This is a genomic window from Tunturiibacter gelidiferens, assembly GCF_051013345.1.
GTDB classification, from domain to species: domain Bacteria; phylum Acidobacteriota; class Terriglobia; order Terriglobales; family Acidobacteriaceae; genus Edaphobacter; species Edaphobacter gelidiferens_A.
On sequence record NZ_CP132939.1, the window covers coordinates 3,691,481 to 3,709,520 of the forward strand.

Genomic DNA, 18,040 nt, shown 5'->3' on the forward strand with positions numbered 1-18,040 from the left:
GAGGCGCTGGAGTCAGACTGCCTTGCCGATTGGATTCGAAGGCGGCTTAGCGGCGCAGCTCCCAGAGCTCCTCATTGTTAGGGAAGCGTTGGACGAACGTGTAATGTGCTTCCACCCAGGAGTAGAGCGGATCCAGATGATGGCTTTCGGCGTGGCTAAAGGTTATGTCTGATGCCGGGCGGAGTGCGACGTACCGGACGTGGTTTGTCTCGAGCGCGCGGACCGCGTTTGCCAGGAACTCGGGTCTGGTCACGGAAGACTGCCGGAGATAGTCCATGTAGACGGGGCTGTGGAGTGCGAGAGGCAGGTAGAGGTAAACGGCGAATGCCTGAAAAAACATGTCGCCCGGGTGGGTGTGTTGAGCCAGGAATCGGAGCTCTTCGGTGTCCAGTTGCGGGAGTGCGATTTCTCCGGCCGGCAGCGATGTGATGCTGCTGTACATGGCGCGATTGATGCTTGTCTGCCGGAAGGCAGAGAGGGTGGCGGCAGACAACAACACCAGCATGAGGAGACGGTTTAGACGAGGCCGCGTGCGCAACGGTAAAGCAAGCATCGCGAAGAGGACCATGAGAGAAGGCAGAAACACCGCGTAAAGACGTATCCACGTGGGACGGGTGACGACCTCTGCCATGAGGAGGAAACCTACGGTTGCGAGCAGGAGGATGGGCATTTGGCCTGCCTGGAGCTCTGCCTGGTTTCGCAGGCGTTTCCAGAGCAGGACACAGAGCGCCACGGGCGTTGTACAGAGAAGAAGTAGATAGAAGACGACGTTCTCAATTTGCAGGAAGGAGATTTTGTGAGGGAAGAGGCGCAGGACGACTGCGATGGGGTTGTCATCCACCCGAAGCTCGTAGCGTTGTGGAAAGGTGAATTGAAAGTACCAAAGCGTATGCCAGCCGACGTGATTGAGAGTTTGTGCGCTCAGGAGATACCAAACGAGGGCGGCGGGGAGGAACAGGCTGGCTTGTTTTCGAAGCATCGATGGCTGCATGGCTGCGGATGTGTGCTCATAGAAGAGCGTGACCGCAAAGGCAAGCCATGCTGCAGCGCCGGCGGTTTGAGTGAAGAAGGCGGCCGTTCCGATCAAGGCACCTGCTATGGCTATGCGTGATGGAGAGCAGTCTGGCAGAACTACTGTGATGGCAAGGAGGATGGCAAAGAGGCTGAACCAGTGATGGGTGGCGTCGAGCCATCTACCGTAGAGGAAGACCACGAAGAGGATGGTTGTGAGATCGGCCCAGCTACGAGGCATGATGCGGCGGGCAAGATAAAGCGTCATCCAGGAGAGAGAGGTGCCGAGCAGAAGAGTGACGAGGTTTGGAACCCATGCTCGTGCGCCGAATAGTTTGAAGGCGAAGAAGAAGACGTAGTCAATACCGGGGGCGTTGAACTGAAAAAAGTCGCGGTATATCCATTGGCCTGCACCCATGCGCAGCCCGTCGAGGATGAAGAGGCCGTCGTCGCTGACGATGTAGTGAGGAATGTTGTGCAGGGTGAATAGGTTCAGGAAGAGGTAGGCAGGGATCGTCAGCAGGAGAAGGATGTCGTAGACCCGCACGAATGTTGGTGTGCCGCGACGGTTGATTGTGACGGCATCATGGAATGTCATTGGACGTCTGCTGCTCAGAACCAAAAATAGATGGCGTAAAGGCGGAGTTGTCATGAGGCTATGTGCGGGTTGTCGCTTGTTGGTAAACGGATGCCGGTAGGACCGCGCAATCTACAGGAGGGTTTGCGACGAGGAGGAATGAACGGTGTCGCTGGTGCGGCGCGGTTCTAAGTAAGAGAGCTATTTGAGGTCGCGGACCCAGATGTTTCGGAAGCTGATAGGCTTGCTTTTGTCGCCATGGGCCTGGAGTTTGATGGGGGCGGTGTCGTATTTTTTGTAGAAGGGCTGGCCGACGTAGAGGGTCTCGCCTTTTAGTTGGAAGTGATTTTCGACGAGGACGCCGTTGAAGATAACTGTGGCGTAGGCGGGAGTCTTGACGGTGGCGTCAGCGTTGAAGGTTGGTGCGGTCCAGATTATGTCGTAGGTCTGCCACTCGCCGGGTTTGCGGTTTGGGTTGGCAAGGGGAATGGCTTGCTTGTAGATGCTTCCGGCCTGGCCGTTGACGTAGGTCTTGTTGTTGTAGGAGTCGAGGATCTGGAGCTCGTATCCGGCGTCGCCGGTGCCGGTGGAGGCGAGGAAGACGCCGCTGTTGCCGCGTGCCTGATCGGTGCCGGTGATGTTCTCGGGGATTCTCCACTCGATGTGGAGCTGGTAGTTTCTGAAGGTTCGCCTGGTTTCGATGTTGCCGGAGCCGGGCGCTTTGCTGACGGTGAGGATGCCGTCGGCGATGGTCCAATTTGCTGGCGATTTGTCTTTGGTGGAGACCCACTGGTCGAGGTTTTTGCCGTCGAAGAGAACGATCGCGTCAGATGGAGGCGCGGAGTCGGTGATGCCCGGTGTGACGATCGGAGGGACCGGTTCATAGACTTCGGTGTCCTGATGTTTCGGCGCGGCGGGCTGTTGCGCGGAGAGGGAGGCGGCGAGGACGATCAGGTTTGCAGAGATTAGGAGCTTCGATCGGATCATGTGCTGCGGTGTGTCCTTTCTTTGTGTCGTTGGATGAAAGGGCACGAGGACCGAGACGAAGAGGATCACCAGCAGCGGCGACTCATCTCTACTCCCTCGTTGATTCTTTTCAAATGCTAACCGAGATCCGGGTCGCGCTCAATCTGTGGGTTGCAGCGGGTTCCTCTTCTTTGGTTGAAAGGATGGGGTTTGGGGTGGGAAGAGAGAACAAGCAGATACAAGAGCAGGAACAAAGTCAAAGGCGAAATACGGTGGTCTCTCCACTGCGCGCCTCACGATAAGACTGTGAGCCGCTTCGGTCGAGATGACGCCTCTTTGTGCGGGTGCGAGGGAAGAACAAGCAACGGCAAAGACAAATGGGGGCGCTGCACTCAGGATGAAAAGATATTTTTTGGGTGGATGTTTTTGCAGCAGGATTCGCGGCAAGACTTCGTGTGCGGTTTTGCGTGAGGGTTTTGTGACAGAGTTTATACTTTGGCCGGGTTGGAGACGTTGCGGGCGGAGCGGACTGCGGCGGCCAGTTCGGCGAGGGCGAGTTTGGTTTCGGGCCAGTCGATGCAGGCGTCTGTGATGGATTGGCCGTAGACGAGGGGTTTGCCGGGGACTAATTTCTGCGCGCCCGCGACGAGGTTGCTTTCGAGCATGACGCCCATGATGCGATTGTCGCCTGCGGCGATCTGACCGGCTACGTTGCTGGCGACGCTTGACTGCTGGGTGTGGTCTTTGTGGCTGTTGGCGTGGCTGCAGTCGATCATGACCTGGGGACGGATGCCTCCTTTTTCCATCTGCTTGCAGGTGTCTTCTACGGCGGCGGCGTCGTAGTTGGTGGTGTTGCGGCCGCCGCGCAGGATGATGTGGGTGTCGTGGTTGCCTTTGGTGACGAAGATGGCGGTCTGGCCGTGTTTGGTGTGGCCGAGGAAGTTGTGCGGCTGGCCGGCGGAGAGGATGGCTTCGATGGCGATCTGGACGTTGCCGGAGGTTCCGTTTTTGAAGCCGACGGGACAGGAGAGCCCGGAGACGAGTTCGCGGTGGACCTGGCTTTCGGTGGTGCGGGCTCCGATGGCTCCCCAGCTTACGAGCGAGGAGACGTACTGGGGGAGATCATGTCGAGGAACTCGGTGCCGGCGGGGACGCCCATCCCGGCGAGGTCGAGAAGGAGGTGGCGGGCTTTGCGGAGGCCGTCGTTGATCTTGAAGGATTCGTCGAGGTAGGGGTCGTTGATGAGGCCCTTCCAGCCGAGGGTGGTGCGGGGCTTCTCGAAGTAGACGCGCATGATGATGCAGAGTTCGCGGGAGTGCTCGACTATGGCGGATTTGAGCAACTCGGCGTACTCGCGGGCGGCTCCGGTGTCGTGGATGGAGCAGGGGCCGACGACTACGAGGAGGCGATGGTCTTCGCCGTGGAGGATTTTGATGATCTCGGTGCGAGCCTTGTAAACGGTGGCCGAGGCGGCTTCGGTGATGGGGAGTTCTTCTTCGAGGGCGACGGGCGGGAGGACGACTTTGGTCCAGGTGATGCGAAGGTCATCGGTGGGAAAGAGCATGGGTCTCGCTTGAGTTGGATCAGATGGAGCGGCATTCCGCTGTGAGTCTTGTGAAAGTATCACGTCACCTCAATCTTATAGCCTGATGGCTGGTGGTGTGCTGGCGAGCGATCGGGTGCAGACTAGAATGGTAGCTGCTGGCCGTCATTGCCGAGGCTGCGATTTAACTGAGACGCAACAGGAAAGGTTCCCCAAGTGAAGGCATTAGTGAAAAGCCGCGAAGAGCGCGGCCTTTGGCTCGAAGACGTTCCCGAGCCTGAGATGGGCATCAACGACGTTAAGATTCGTGTTCTGGCTACCGGCATCTGCGGCACCGACCTGCACATCTACGAATGGGATGCGTGGGCCCGTTCGACGATCAAGAAGGGGCTGACGATTGGACATGAGTTTGTCGGCGAAGTTGTGGCGGTCGGGTCGAACGTAAACGACATTCCGATTGGGCAGCTGGTGAGCGGCGAGGGGCATGTGGTCTGCGGGCGCTGCCGCAACTGTCTTGCGGGGCGGCGGCATCTTTGCGCTTTTACGCTGGGTGTCGGGGTGAATCGCAATGGGGCGTTCGCGGAGTACATCGTGCTGCCGATGTCGAATATCTGGATTCATAGTGCAGGGGTGCCGCATGAGATCGCGGCGATCTTCGATCCGCTGGGTAATGCGGTGCATACTGCGCTGGCGTTTCCGGTGCTTGGCGAGGATGTTTTGGTTACGGGGGCGGGGCCGATCGGGATTATGGCGGCGGCGGTGGCTCGGCATGCGGGGGCTCGTCACGTGGTGATCTCCGACCCGAATGAGTATCGCAGGACACTGGCGGAGAAGGTTGGGGTGACTCTTGCAGTGGATCCTCGGGCTACACCGCTCAAGGAGATTCAGCAGAAGCTGCATATGCAGGAGGGCTTCGATGTGGGGCTCGAGATGTCGGGAAATCCTAACGCGTTCCGGGATATGCTCGCGAACATGAGCCACGGCGCGAAGATTGCGATGCTCGGGATTCCTTCGGAAGACATTTCGATTAACTGGAATCAAGTGGTGTTCAACCAGCTTACGATTCGCGGTATCTACGGGCGAGAGATGTATGAGACCTGGTACAAGATGACCGTGATGCTTCAGAGTGGGCTGGATATTTCGGGAGTGATTACGCATCGGATGAACTGGCGTGACTATGAGGATGGCTTTGCGGCGATGCGCTCGGGAAATTCGGGGAAGGTGATTCTCGATTGGAGCGATGTTGCTTAGGTTGTCCGCGCGGAATTGAGTTGAGGTAGGAGTAAAACTCGGTAGAGGTAAAGCTCACATCCCACCACGGTTTGCCCTTGGCTTCAGAGGGTGCGCCGTGGTGGAACTGCGTTATGGGTCTGTCGGTCCGAGAGCCCATGTCCGGATTTGTGAGTCTGACGTTCTCTGCGGTCAACAAAATTCATACAATTTTCGATTGCGTGGGGCGGGCTTCCGCACCAGTTGTCTGCCAGGTGGCTGCTGTTTGTAGCTGGATCGGGCATCTATTGCTTTCGTGCGGCCGTAACCTTAGAGGGAGATGCGCATCAAACCACCCGGGAACAGAACGTTGGGCTGTCCGGGCGATTAAGCATCTGTCATCTGAGCCATCACCAACCGGGGAGTTCTCAACCGAAGCGCACGTTCAAACCATGACAGGGCCAAGAATGGAAACAAGCGACTGCGAAATGCCCGGCCGAACCTTTACGCATCCTCCTGCGCACCAGCCGGACAGCCTTTTTGAGAGCTGCTCGTGGTTTTACGCTCTTTGCCGCGAGTACCTGTTTCGCGATCACACACCGGAGATCAGTCGAGCGCTTTTTCCTTCTGGAGAGCCGGCTCCTGATACCAGGGTTCTTGAGCTAGGTTGCGGCCCAGGATTTTATGCCTGTCGACTCTCGCAGGAGTATCCACAGATTCATACCACCGGTGTCGACCTTTCACGCAGGTTGCTGGCGAGAGCGAAGTCCAGGGCTGCCAGTCGCAGTCTTCAGAACTGCAGCTTCGCGCACGGCGACGCCCACTCGCTTCCGGATGATTCCAACTCTGTCGACGCAATTGTTGTCTCGCGGCTTTTTCTGATTGTGGCGGACCGGGCGGCTGTGCTGGGTGAAATCTTCCGGGTTCTGCGGCCAGGAGGACGCTGCTTTATTGCGGAACCTACCTCGGGCTTTCGCACCCGCATACCGCTTGGCTGCATGTGGCTGCTCTCCAAGGTGACCAACAGCCCCGCCGGAAGATATCGCGAACCGCGACAGGCTGATGTGATGACGGCGCCGGATTTTTCCTCATTGATTCATTCGCAACCGTGGGGCGAGGTCGACCTGCAATATGATGGCTGGTATCAGTACGCGGTCTGCGAAAAAGCGCTGACCTTGATCGATTCCAAATGGCTGGCGCGGCCGGCCGAAATGGGGACGGTTTAGTTCTATGACTCCATCAACGATTTCCTACCCGATTCTCGATCCTGGGAAGCCGCTCGCCGTAAGAGCCGGGCAGACGGCTTTGGCAGTGATGGCGAAGGCTCCGCGGGCCGGTAAGGTGAAGACGCGCCTTTCGCCTCCTCTTACGCCGGATCAGGCTGCAGATCTGAACATCTGTTTTCTGAAGGACACTGCCGAAAATATTGCTGCGGTTGCTGTGTTGGGTGGTGCGGCTGGCGTAATCTCTTATACTCCGGTGGGCGATGAAGCTCTCTTTGACACTCTCCTGCCTGCTGACTTTGCCCTTATCCCGCAGCGGGGCGACGGTTTTGGTGAACGTCTTGTTGCGACAGCACAGGATCTTCTTTCCTGCGGCTACGGCAGTGTTTGTCTTATCGACTCCGATTCGCCTACCGTGCCGAGGGCGGCATTTGAACGGGCCATGGCGGAGTTGCAGAGGGAGGGCGATCGCATTGTCATTGGGCCGGCGGTGGACGGTGGCTACTATCTGATCGGACTTAAGCGGGCTCATCCCGAACTCTTCGCCGGGATTACGTGGAGTACTCCGTCTGTTTTTTCGGAGACGGTTGCTGCGGCGAAAGAGGCTGGCATGGAGGTCGTCGTTCTGCCTCTTTGGTACGACGTAGACGACGGAGAGACGCTTGAATTGCTGAGTGCCGAACTGCTTGGCGACGCCTTGCCGGCTTTTGCCACGGTTTCAGGATATCGGGCTGAACATACTCGCGCTTACCTTCGTATGCTGCGATCGCAGGGAGAGGAAGGTTGATGATTGCAACGACTGACCGTGCCGCGAAATCCGCCGCAAGCGTTGCGGCCGGGCCTGGTGTTCGAGGGCACTGGTCCGTTGCTCGCGCATGGCAGACCAACGCTGCACTGATTCTGATAGGGATTGCTCTGTTCTTCCTGACGCGACAATTGGTCAGCGAGTACGACCATTTTACGATCGGGTTTTCCGGCGTGTCAGGGTGGTCCTGCATTCTTTATCTCGGCGCGGCGTTGCTAGTACTAACCCGGCCGGTGGATCGATTAACGTTTCCTATTATTGTGATTGTGGCGATTGCGTGCCGTCTGGTTGCGCTGCTGGGTCCGCCTTTTCTTTCGAGCGATGTCTACCGGTATGTGTGGGATGGTGTGGTCCAACATGCCCACCTCAGCCCGTATCGTTATGTCCCTGGGGATGCTGTACTCGCTTTTCTGCGCGATCCTTATCAGAGCATCTTCAACAAGATCAACCGGCGCGACTATGCCCACACTATCTACCCACCCGCGGCGCAGGCACTCTTCTATTTGATTACCTGGATCTCTCCGACGGTTCTATTCATGAAGGTCGTGGTAGTCCTGTTCGAAGGGATTACGATGTATGCGCTCGTGACCCTGCTTCACTCGTTGGGTTTTCGTCGCGAGCAGACGCTGCTTTATGCGTGGTGTCCGGTGCTGGTGTGGGAGATCGCCGGCTCGGGCCATCTTGATTCTGCGGCGATGGCGTTCATTGGGCTCGCTTTGCTGGCGCGCTTTCGGAAACATTCAGTCCTGACAGGGATTTTTCTCGGCGTCGCTATTCTGCTGAAGCTTTACCCGCTCGTGCTGCTCCCTGCGCTCTATCGTCGCGGTGATTTCAAGATGCCTGCCGCTGTCGTTACCGTTGTAGCGCTGGGCTATGCGGCTTATTCGAGCGTTGGCCTTCTCGTATTCGGATTTCTTGGAGGTTATGTAGCAGAAGAGGGCCTGGCGACAGGTGCGCGATACTTCCTGCTAGAGCTTGCGCAACAAGTCCCTGGACTGCACGGTATTTCCGCGAGGGCCTACTTCGTTTTTTGTGCTGCGGTGTTCGCTGGGATCGTCTGGTGGTGCTGGCGGATCGCGGGTTCTCGCGGGAGCGACCGTAAAAGGCCGTTCGCTTCTGACGGGGTTGCAGGTTTTCTTCCACCTGCGTTTGGACTCGCCTCAGCATTGATGTTTTTGTTCTCTCCGCACTATGCCTGGTACATCGTCTGGCTGGTTCCGTTTTTCACTTTAATGCCGAACCTGCCAATCCTTACCTACGTTCTGGGTTTCTTCTACTTGTACACGACCGCTTTGGCAGAACCTGGACCTAAGATGTTTCTTGTTAATAAAATTATCTACGTTTCGGTCTTTGCGGCGTTCATAATCGAGCTAGTTTTTAGACGGTGGCCTATTCATCGACGCTTGTTCGTCCAACCAGTAGTAGCGAGCGAATCTCTATGAGTACACTCCTTCCGATTCTTCCTCCCGACGACCTGCTTCATGACAGGGAGAGGCTTAGCCCAGCGGCTCAGCAAGCTGAGGAGGAGAAGAACCGCATGCGCCGGTACTTCGAGAAGCCTGAGGCAGATGCACATCTTGCTGCAGTGGCTGCGCAGGATCCGGTTTGTCTTTATCTGGAGACGACGAACCGATGCAATCTGCTGTGCACGACCTGCCCACGCACCTACGAAGAGTTGGAGCCCGAGGCCGATATGCCGTGGGAGCTTTTCACTTCGCTGATCGATCAGTATCCGAATATTGCGCGCGTCGTGCTGCATGGCATCGGTGAGCCTATGCTGGTCAAAGACATTGCTCAGCGCGTGAAGTATTTGAAGGACCGGAACGTCTATGTTTTATTCAACACGAATGGAACCTTGCTGACGGAGGCAAACGGGCGGGCGCTGATCGAAGCGGGTCTGGATGAACTTCGCGTATCGCTTGACGCCGCTGAATCCGAGGTCTTTCAGATGGTTCGGGGCAAGGACTTCTTCGACAAGATTGTTGCGAACGTCAAGAACTTCACGCGGCTGCAGCGCGAGCTCGATGCTGCCAAGCCACGCGTGTCGTTATGGCTAACCGGTCTACGGGAGACGGTGGATCAGCTTCCTAACTTTGTGCGCCTGGCCCACTCGATAGGAGTCACCGAGGTTTATTTGCAGCGGCTGGTGTTCTTCGATGTTCCGATGGATGCACACTCTCTTGCGCGTGCGGAATCGGCTCTGTTTGAACATACTACCGAGCGCGAGGAGGCTTTGATTCGTGAGGCTGAATCGGTTGCCCGCGAGTTGGGCGTGATGTTCTCGGCATCAGGCGCAGTCGATCCTGGCGAGTCAATCAAGATGCAGCGCTCAGATAGTCCGTGGTCCCTATGCCGTCGGCCGTGGTCGCTGATGTACATCACGGCTAACGGCCGCGTGCTGCCGTGCTGCATTGCACCTTTCAGCATGAAGGGTTATGGCAGCTTCACGCTAGGCGACGCCACGCAGAGTGGCCTTCGGGAGATATGGAATGGGGCTGAATATCAACATTTCCGCGAGGGTCTTCTGACCAGCGCTCCGCCGCCGGCGTGTGTCAATTGCGGACTTCGCTGGAGTCTTTGACGATTGATCTTGCACCCTTGCGGCAACCCCTTATAATCGCACCTGCGAAACACAGAGAGGATGCGATGAATATCCAGCGCCACTGCGGCTTCTACGTGATAGGCGTAGCGGCGCGCACGCATAATGCGGCTGAGAAGAATGGCAAGGGAAAGATCGGGGAGATCTGGCATACCCTACTGCGAGATAATCTTGCCGCGAAGATTCCAAACAAGCTTGGTATTGATCTGATCGCGGTGTATACCGATTATGAAACCGGCCGTGACGGCCACTACACTTACCTTCTTGGATTGCCTGTTTCTTCCATCCAGAACATACCCGCGAAGTTAGTCGCGAAATATGTTCCCGGAGGCCGCTACGCAGTTGTCACGTCGAACAGAGGGCTTGTTACGCAGATCGTTCCGGAGATATGGGAGCGGATCGGGTCGATGTCCACCGGTGAATTAGGTGGCGCGCGCTCCTTTCGTGCCGATTACGAGGTTTACGACCAGCGTTCGGCCGATCCGGAGAAGGCACAGATCGAAGTGTACGTCGGTCTTCGTTAGAAGGATCCATACGCACTCCAGTTCAGGATTGACTTGACGTAAAGAATCAGGATGCCACCAACAATTTCTGTCATCATTCCCGCGCTGAATGAAGCCGAGTCGATCGGACACGTTGTCTCCGAGATGCCCTGGCAACTCATTGCCGAATGCATCGTAGTCGATAACGGGAGCTCAGATGAGACTGCCGCGGTTGCGGAGGCTGCAGGCGCGCGCGTCGTTCAATCTCCGCGTGGATATGGCGCGGCGTGTAAAGCGGGCAGCGAGGCGGCACTTTCCACGAGCGTTATTCTGGTTTATATGGATGGCGATGGATCCGACGTTATCGCGGACCTGCCGAGACTGGTGGCGCCGATAGAAGCCGATGATGCGGACTTCGTTCTCGGCTCGCGCATTCGCGGCACGCGTGAGGCGGGATCTATGCTTAGTTCGCAGATCTTCGCTGCACATCTGGTCAGCACTCTTTTGCGTCTCTTTCATAAGGTGCACTATACCGACATGGGGCCCTTCCGTGCGATTCGTAGAACGTCACTAGATGAGTTACAGATGTCGGAGCTGACCTACGGATGGAACCTTGAGATGCAGATTCGCGCTGCTCAGAACAAACTTCGCATTCGGGAGATTCCAGTCGATTACCGTAAACGCATGGGGGAACCTCCAAAGTTTCAGGGAATGTCGGAGCGAGTATGAGCGCTGCGATCCGCATTCTCAAGGTCCTGTTTCGTGCCGGGCTTTCGCTTAAACCAGGCTAGGACTGCGCGGACGAAGGAAGGTTCCAACGTATACTTGTTGCGTCAAGTTATCAGGAGACCTTATGCAAAGTCGTATTCTCGGCACTACTATGCCCGTTCTCGAGTTCGCCCTCGGCCCGAATGACGCGGTCATCTCGGAAGCAGGGGAGCTCTCGTGGATAACTGCTTCGGTTCAGATGACTACACATACTCAGCACGCGGGCGGCGGCGGCTTCTTTGGCGCTATCGCGCGCGTCGCCGGCGGTGGGTCGCTTTTTATGACTGAGTACAGAGCGATTGGCGGTCCCGGCGAGGTTGCGTTCGCGACACGAGTTCCGGGACACATCGTACCTGTGGAGGTTGGTCCGGGGCATGAGTACCTCGTTCATCGTCATGGGTTTCTCTGCGCCACCGCCGCGATCGAGCTAGGGGTTGGTTTTCAGCAGTCGCTTGGCGCCGGGATCTTCGGAGGCGACGGCTTTCTTTTGCAGAAGATCAGTGGACAGGGCATTGCGTGGCTTGAGCTATCTGGGGAGCTCGTCATCAAAGATCTTGCTGCCGGCGAGACGCTGCGCGTTCATCCTGGCCACGTGGGCGCGTTTCAGTCGACCGTTGCGTTTCAGATCCAGCGCGTTCCTGGCATCAAGAACATGATCTTTGGCGGAGACGGTGTCTTTCTTGCGGCGCTAACTGGTCCTGGCCGCGTGTGGCTGCAGACTCTGCCTATTTCGCGGCTCGCACATCAGATTCAGGAGTATCTGCCGAAGGAGCGCGCGCAGCAGGCTGCTGAGGGTGGTGTGGTTGGTGGTATCGTGGGTTCGATTCTGAAGGGGATGTAGTCGCGATTAGCTGAGTCGACTACTTTCTTCTGCGTGTTCGTGATGGCTGAGATGTTTAGGTTTTGGCAAGCGAGATGACTATGCCTCCGGCAACGATCAACGTTCCTCCTATAAGGATCGTTGTTGAGGGAGCCTGTTTGAAGACTAGCCAAGAGAGCAGTTGGGCGATTGCGAAGAAGAAGACAACGTACAGGCCGAGGAGTTTTCCAAAGTCCCATGGGGGCGCATTGACCGTCCAGCCATACGCAAAGAGGACGATGGCGGCTGCTCCGAACATTAGAATGCGGGGCCTGGAAGCGTTCGTATGAAGGCCTGCACGAATGAGAGCGTCGCCGCCTGCTTCGAGAGCGGCGGCGGCAAGCAAGATCAAAACTGTGGCGATGCGGCTCATGTTTCTATGTGTACGAGTCTCGAGGAAAGCTTTATGTGAGTGGATCATGTCACGGATAAGAAAGTCGTAAAACCGCTTATTCCGGCGGATCAAAGACCTATCGGCCAGATGACGCGGTTCCGATTAGCTGGGGGCTACACTCGATCAGGGGCTCGAATGACCGAAGTTGCACTCGATATTCATCCAGGGCGCTCGAAGAGGTATCCTGCCGGCCCTTCCTTTCTCTCCCGCTTCCTGACAGGCCGCATGTTTCGGCAAACGGCAGTCGAGTCAATGGTGGAGTCTGCGCGGCGTTATGGAGACCTTGTTCACTACACCGTCTTTGGCCGGCATATCTATCAGCTGAATCATCCTGAGCTTATCGAGGATTTTCTAATCAAGGATGCGGGCAAGCATCATCGCGGGATCGTAATGCAGCGGTCAAAGACTGTTCTGGGAGAAGGTCTGCTGACCAGTGAAGAGCCGCTGCACATGCGTCAGCGAAGGCTTGCACAGCCGGCGTTTTTACGTCATCGAATAGCGAACTATGGAGAGGTGATTGGAGAGAATGCTGCCGCGATTTCACAGAGTTGGAAGCACGGTTCGATTCGTGATGTGCACGACGATATGCTCGAGCTGGCGTTGCGGATTGTCGGCAAGTGCCTCTTCGATCTAGACGTTCAGTCGCACGAAGAGGTGAAGAAGGTTTCGGCTGCGGTAGATGCGTTTATGGGTTTTCTTCCGCTGGCGATTCTGCCCTTCTCCGAACAGATTCAACGATTACCGCTGCCTGCTATGAAGCGGATCCGGAAGGGACAGGCGGACCTCGACACGATCATTTATGGAATGATCCAGGAACGCCGCAGATCGCCGGGAGATCGCGGCGATCTACTCTCGATGCTTATGGAGGCGGTGGATACGGAAGGCTCCAGCGGCCGCATGTCGGACCAGCAGGTGCATGATGAGTGTCTGACCATTATGCTTGCGGGGCACGAGACCACTGCGAATGCACTGAGCTTTGCGCTGTGGCTGCTCGCCAAGTACCCGGAGGTGCAGGCACGTCTGTGTGAAGAAGCGCGTATGGTTCTCGGAGATCGTGCGCCGACAGCAGCCGACTACTCTCGTCTCCCTTACACTACTCAGGTGTTTTCTGAGACTATGCGGCTCTATCCGCCGGTCTGGGTGATCGCCCGCAGCTGTGTCGAATCCTACGAAATCGCCGGCTATGCAATTGCCAAGGGAGCGGTTCTTATCGCGCCTCAGTTCGTCGTTCACCGCGATGAGCGTTTTTATCCCGATCCACTCCGATTCGATCCTGAGCGTTTTGCAGTGGATAAGAAGGAGACTGTCAGGTCGCGTCCGCGCTTCGCGTTCTTTCCGTTTGCGGCGGGAAGCCGTCAGTGCATCGGCGAAGGATTGGCCTGGATGGAGGGAGTGCTGTCTCTGGCTACGATAGTGCGGGACTGGAGACTTGGCCTGCCAGCTGGAGCACCGACTCAGATCGCGGTTAATCCTGCTATAAGCCTGCGGCCGAAAGATGGAGTTCGATTGATGGTGGAAAGAAGAGGCTAGCGCCGCTCCATCCAGGAGTCGATCGACCATCCGTTGTACCGGTGCAGGAAAATCAATACGGAGTAGACCAAAGCATAGGTCAGTTGAGTTCCCGCGGTGGCCCAGTCCTGCAGAAGTGCGGATCCAAACGTCAGCACGACGATGAGGAGACTTGCGGCAATGAGTGCGGCTCGTGTTCTGAGGCCGGTCAAAATGAGAAAGCCTAAAAGACCTTCAATCGAGGGTAGGATCAGACCGAAGAACCATACGCTCCATGCGGGAAGTTGGGCGTGGCCGAACTGCATCACGAGTTTCGCGGCGAACTCTCCCGGGCCTGTGATCATGCGGCTTACGCCGTGCATCATCAGGTTAACGCCGACCGCGATACGGAGCAGAGCGTACGCTATTCGCTCATCGGAAAGCTTCGATTCTTCGGCCATTGGTTCTCCGCTTGTTTCTGTGTGTTGAATTCGGGATTCGTTCTTTTCTCAGATGCCAAAACGGATGCAGGGTTACGAACCTTGCTGTGGAACATAAGGATTGGTTGAGAGAGACATAAGTTGTGCGCGGTCCTCTATATTCTAGAGCTATGCCAGGGAACTCAACCGAGCCGTTTCTGCATCTTGCCCATGTTAATGTGGCCCGCGGAGAGAATGTTGTCCTTCACGATATAAATCTGTCGGTGAATGCAGGGGAGCACATTGCGATTCTTGGCCCGAATGGGTGTGGGAAGTCGACGCTGATCAAGACGATTACGTGCGAGTGTTATCCGCTGGTGCAGCCGGAGATGAGGGTTAGAATCTTTGGGCGTGAGCGCTGGGATCTGACGGAGTTGAAGAAGCGGCTGGGTGTGGTTTCGCCGGAGCTGCCGGGGAAGCAGACGCTGCAGACTACGGGCCGCAATGCAGTGGTTACGGGTTTTTTTCGAGTAGTACGCTGTGGCCGAACCTTGTGGTGACGGAGGCTATGCGGACTCATGCGCAGGAGGTGTTACGGCAGATTGATGCGGTGGAGTTTGCGGAGAAGCTGGTGGGGGAGATGTCGGCGGGGCAGCAGAGGCGCATTATGATTGGCCGCGCATTGGTGGGGTCAGCGGGGATGTTGCTGCTGGATGAGCCTTCGAATGCGCTGGATCTGGCGGCTCAGGCGGAGTTGCGGGGATTGTTGCGGAGGCTGGCGCAACAGGGGACTGGGATCATGCTGATTACGCACCATATTGCGGATATTCCACCGGAGATCGACCGTATCTTGATGATGCGGGATGGGCGGATTATTGCGGATGGATCGAAGGAGGAATTACTGACCGCTTCGCGGCTGAGTGAGTTGTTTAGGACGGAGGTTCAGCTTTCGGAGCGGGATGGTTTTTATCACGCCTGGTGAGATTTTTTTGGCTATGGTGATTTGTGGTTTTTACAGGGTATTTTGAGAAAAGCGGGTGCGTTGCGTGGTGCTTTGGGTGGTGAAACGTGGTGTTTAAGCGTGGTAAACGTGGTGAATTAGCAGTTCGTTTTTGAGCGCTGGAAAATACGCCACCTTTTTGAGATTTATTTTTGGAATGCTCGAAAAATGTCCTGCCGGACGGGCCCACTTCGCGTGGAGCGGTCACTTCGTGACTCGTGTACCGGTCTGGGCGCGATAAATTGCTTGGTCCTCCCGTTGGTCGGAAGTAGGAGAACCGCTCTATTCTGCTTGTGGGATTACGCCGGTTTGGAGCTTGACTAGTTCTGGCTGGGCTATGCGTGATGGGCCGAGGACGGCGATCTTTGGCAACGGGCCGCGGACCATGGCGACTTCGTCGCAGGCGTAGAGGCGGGGGCAGGTCTGGCAATCTTTGTAGATCTTGTCGGGGAGAGTGGTGCGGTCTACTACGCGAAAGCCGAAGTGGAAGAAGAAATCGGGGATGCGGGTGAAGAGGCAGACGGCGGTGACTTTTGCTCCTCAGCTTCTTCGAGCAGTGCGCGGAGGAGGCGGCCGCCTGCGCCCTGGCCCTTGGCTTCGGGCTTGACGACGATAGAGCGGACCTCGGCGAGGTGGGGGCCGTAGAGGTGGAGAGCGCCGCAGCCGAGGAAGACACCGCCTGAGTCTCCCTCGATGGGGGATTCGGCTACGGCGAAGTCGCGGATGTTCTCGCAGATTTCGGCGTAGTTGCGGCGGAGGAGGGTGCCGTCGCCGGAGAGGGAGTTGACGAGGTCGAAGATGTTGACGGCGTCGGGGAGCTTGGCTTTGCGCACGGTGGCGCCGCCTACGCGGAGGCGGGATGAGGAGGTGGATTCACTCACGGTCATCAGGGGAGTAGTCGGCAACTGTGTTCGGCTCCTTACTTTATTTTCGCAGAGTATTGGATGGTTTGATCAAAACGTTCGGTGCGGAGGATTGAGGAGTGCGGTTCGCGCCTTCGCGCGAAGGCCCAGATCTCAAAATCGAGATCTGGGGCACCCGGCAAAGACGGAATACGGGGGTCTCTCCACTGCGCGACTCACGGTGAGACTGTGAGTCGCTTCGGTCGAGATGACGAGGTTTGAATGGCCTAGATGACGGGCTTCTGGATGGCCTAGATGACGGGCTTCTGGATGGTCGAGATGACGGGCTTCTGGATGGTCGAGATGACGGATCTTTGGGGAAGCGAGAGATTGAACCGGCTTCGTCGTCACGCGTGCTCCGTGAGTCGGGTCTTTGCTTCGGTCAGGGCAGTGCGGACGCGGGGGCGGGCGGTGCCGCCGATGACGTCGTGGCAGTCCAGTGTGGCTTCCAGGGTGATGGCGGAGAAGAAGTCTTCGGCGAATGCGGGGGAGATGGTGCGGAGTTCGTCGAGGGTGAGTTGTTGGAGTTCGCGGTTGGTTTCGAGCCCGAGGCGGACGGCGTTGCCGATGTGCTCGTGGGCTTTGCGGAAGGGAATGCCCTTGTCGGTGAGGTAGGTTGCGGCCGCCATGGCGTTGAGGTAGCCGGAGTGGGCTGCGGTCTTCATGGTGTCGTAGCGGAATTTTAGGGAGGCGGTGAAGGCAGGGAGGACGCTTAGGATGCCGGCGATGGTGTCGGCTGCGTCGAAGACTGGCTCCTGGCCTTCCTGCAGGTCTTTGTTGTAGGCAAGGGGGAGTCCCTTGATGAGGGTGGCTAGTGTGGTGGCTGCGCCTAAGAGTCGGCCGGATTTGCCGCGGATGAGTTCGGTGAGGTCGGGGTTTTTCTTTTGCGGCATCGCGCTGGAGCCGGTGGAGAAGCGCTCGGGGAGGTCGAGGAAACCGAATTCGGCGGTGGAGTAGAGGGTGAGCTCTTCGGCGAAGCGGGAGATGTGGATGCCGAGTGTGGCGAGGGCTTGTGTGAAGTCGAGGGCGAAGTCGCGGTCGGAGGTGGCGTCCATGCTGTTGGGCGTTGGGGCGTCGAAGCCGAGGGCGCGGGCGGCGATGGTGCGGTCGAGGGAGAGGGTTGCGCCTGCAACTGCTCCGGAGCCGAGGGGGCAGAGGTTCATGCGCTTGCGGGCGTCGGTGAGGCGGGAGGCGTCGCGCTCGATCATGCTGACGTAGGCGAGGAGCCAGTGGCCTACGAGGACGGGTTCGGCGCGCTGGAGGTGGGTGTAGGAGGGCATGGTGGCTTCGCCTGCGGATTCGGCGAGGTTGACGAGGCGGGAGCGCCATGCGGTGAGGCCCGCGACGGTGTTGTCGATGGCTTCGCGGACGAAGAGGCGCATGTCGGTGGCGATCTGCTCGTTGCGGCTGCGGCCGGTGTGGAGCTTTAGGGCGAGGTCGCCGATTTGTTTGGTGAGTTCGAGTTCGACGTAGTGGTGGACGTCTTCGGCCTGGGGGTTGCGGTGACGATGGCTTGGCCTTGTTCGGCTTGCTGTTTGGCTACGGCGCGGAGGCCTTCTTCCATTTGCAGGAGCTCTTCGCTGGTGAGGATGCCTGCGGCTTGGATGGCTCGGGCGTGGGCTATGCTGGCTTCTACTTCGTAGGGGACAAGGCGCCAGTCGAAGGGGAAGGAGCGCTGCCAGGATTCGAAGGTGGCGTCGAGTGGTTCGCGGAAGCGGCCGGACCACATCTTTGCGGATTGTTGCTCTTGTGCCATTTTAAAAATGCCTCAGTAGCGAAAACTAAAACCTCTCAC

At 57.4% G+C, this 18,040-nt stretch carries 16 protein-coding genes and 2 pseudogenes; 11 read left to right on the forward strand and 7 right to left on the reverse strand.

What is annotated here, in order from left to right:
• Window positions 1-46: 46 nt before the first annotated feature.
• From RBB80_RS18500 to RBB80_RS18510, 3 genes and pseudogenes are all read right to left on the reverse strand, one after another.
• On the reverse strand, window positions 47-1,609 hold the full coding sequence (locus RBB80_RS18500) for a hypothetical protein (RefSeq protein WP_433963940.1): 1,563 nt from the start codon (window positions 1,607-1,609) through the stop codon (window positions 47-49).
• Window positions 1,610-1,789: 180 nt separating this feature from the next.
• Window positions 1,790-2,575 carry a 3-keto-disaccharide hydrolase gene (locus tag RBB80_RS18505; protein WP_433963941.1) on the reverse strand — a complete coding sequence of 262 codons (786 nt, stop codon included), beginning with the start codon at window positions 2,573-2,575 and terminating at the stop codon, window positions 1,790-1,792.
• A 467-nt stretch (window positions 2,576-3,042) separates the two neighbouring features.
• A pseudogene (locus RBB80_RS18510) lies at window positions 3,043-4,118 on the reverse strand (3-deoxy-7-phosphoheptulonate synthase).
• Between the two features lie 195 nt (window positions 4,119-4,313).
• Here RBB80_RS18510 and tdh point away from each other — a divergent pair.
• The 8 genes from tdh to RBB80_RS18550 all read left to right on the forward strand — a co-directional run bounded on the left by tdh (window position 4,314) and on the right by RBB80_RS18550 (window position 12,024).
• Entirely contained in the window at window positions 4,314-5,348 is a 1,035-nt protein-coding gene (gene tdh, locus RBB80_RS18515) for an L-threonine 3-dehydrogenase (RefSeq protein WP_433963942.1), read from the forward strand.
• Window positions 5,349-5,794: 446 nt separating this feature from the next.
• Window positions 5,795-6,532, forward strand: coding sequence for a class I SAM-dependent methyltransferase (locus tag RBB80_RS18520; protein ID WP_433963943.1), 738 nt, complete (start codon window positions 5,795-5,797; stop codon window positions 6,530-6,532).
• A gap of 4 nt (window positions 6,533-6,536) precedes the next feature.
• Window positions 6,537-7,316 carry a TIGR04282 family arsenosugar biosynthesis glycosyltransferase gene (locus RBB80_RS18525; protein ID WP_433963944.1) on the forward strand — a complete coding sequence of 260 codons (780 nt, stop codon included), beginning with the start codon at window positions 6,537-6,539 and terminating at the stop codon, window positions 7,314-7,316.
• Window positions 7,316-8,776: a glycosyltransferase 87 family protein gene (locus tag RBB80_RS18530; protein ID WP_433963945.1), complete on the forward strand. Its 1,461-nt coding sequence runs from the start codon at window positions 7,316-7,318 to the stop codon at window positions 8,774-8,776. Before RBB80_RS18525 ends, RBB80_RS18530 begins: the two co-directional genes overlap by 1 nt.
• Entirely contained in the window at window positions 8,773-9,915 is a 1,143-nt protein-coding gene (locus tag RBB80_RS18535) for a radical SAM/SPASM domain-containing protein (protein ID WP_433963946.1), read from the forward strand. The genes RBB80_RS18530 and RBB80_RS18535 overlap by 4 nt, the downstream gene beginning before the upstream one ends.
• 65 nt (window positions 9,916-9,980) lie before the next feature.
• Complete coding sequence (locus RBB80_RS18540) at window positions 9,981-10,457, forward strand: GyrI-like domain-containing protein (RefSeq protein ID WP_433963947.1); 477 nt, start codon at window positions 9,981-9,983, stop codon at window positions 10,455-10,457.
• Between the two features lie 51 nt (window positions 10,458-10,508).
• Window positions 10,509-11,144: a glycosyltransferase family 2 protein gene (locus tag RBB80_RS18545; protein ID WP_433963948.1), complete on the forward strand. Its 636-nt coding sequence runs from the start codon at window positions 10,509-10,511 to the stop codon at window positions 11,142-11,144.
• A 124-nt stretch (window positions 11,145-11,268) separates the two neighbouring features.
• Entirely contained in the window at window positions 11,269-12,024 is a 756-nt protein-coding gene (locus RBB80_RS18550; RefSeq protein ID WP_433963949.1) for a TIGR00266 family protein, read from the forward strand.
• Between the two features lie 55 nt (window positions 12,025-12,079).
• On the opposite strand, the gene RBB80_RS18555 is transcribed toward RBB80_RS18550, so the two are convergent.
• Complete coding sequence (locus RBB80_RS18555) at window positions 12,080-12,415, reverse strand: hypothetical protein (protein ID WP_433963950.1); 336 nt, start codon at window positions 12,413-12,415, stop codon at window positions 12,080-12,082.
• Between the two features lie 156 nt (window positions 12,416-12,571).
• Between RBB80_RS18555 and RBB80_RS18560 the strand changes: the two genes are divergently transcribed.
• Window positions 12,572-13,966, forward strand: coding sequence for a cytochrome P450 (locus tag RBB80_RS18560; protein ID WP_433963951.1), 1,395 nt, complete (start codon window positions 12,572-12,574; stop codon window positions 13,964-13,966).
• Here RBB80_RS18560 and RBB80_RS18565 read toward each other — a convergent pair.
• On the reverse strand, window positions 13,963-14,385 hold the full coding sequence (locus RBB80_RS18565; protein ID WP_433963952.1) for a MauE/DoxX family redox-associated membrane protein: 423 nt from the start codon (window positions 14,383-14,385) through the stop codon (window positions 13,963-13,965). The two genes, RBB80_RS18560 and RBB80_RS18565, sit on opposite strands and share 4 nt — an antisense overlap.
• A gap of 149 nt (window positions 14,386-14,534) precedes the next feature.
• Here RBB80_RS18565 and RBB80_RS18570 point away from each other — a divergent pair, with 149 nt between their 5' ends.
• Together RBB80_RS18570 and RBB80_RS18575 are read left to right on the forward strand one after the other, a co-directional pair.
• The gene (locus tag RBB80_RS18570) at window positions 14,535-14,903 is read left to right on the forward strand and encodes an ATP-binding cassette domain-containing protein (RefSeq protein ID WP_433963953.1); all 369 of its coding nucleotides are present in this window, start codon (window positions 14,535-14,537) and stop codon (window positions 14,901-14,903) included.
• A gap of 8 nt (window positions 14,904-14,911) precedes the next feature.
• The gene (locus tag RBB80_RS18575) at window positions 14,912-15,325 is read left to right on the forward strand and encodes an ATP-binding cassette domain-containing protein (protein WP_433963954.1); all 414 of its coding nucleotides are present in this window, start codon (window positions 14,912-14,914) and stop codon (window positions 15,323-15,325) included.
• A gap of 485 nt (window positions 15,326-15,810) precedes the next feature.
• Here the strand turns inward: RBB80_RS18575 and RBB80_RS18580 are convergent, their stop codons facing one another.
• Window positions 15,811-16,248 carry a GNAT family N-acetyltransferase gene (locus RBB80_RS18580; RefSeq protein WP_433963955.1) on the reverse strand — a complete coding sequence of 146 codons (438 nt, stop codon included), beginning with the start codon at window positions 16,246-16,248 and terminating at the stop codon, window positions 15,811-15,813.
• A gap of 344 nt (window positions 16,249-16,592) precedes the next feature.
• Window positions 16,593-18,001 (reverse strand): annotated as a pseudogene (gene argH / locus RBB80_RS18585) (argininosuccinate lyase).
• Window positions 18,002-18,040: the final 39 nt, after the last annotated feature.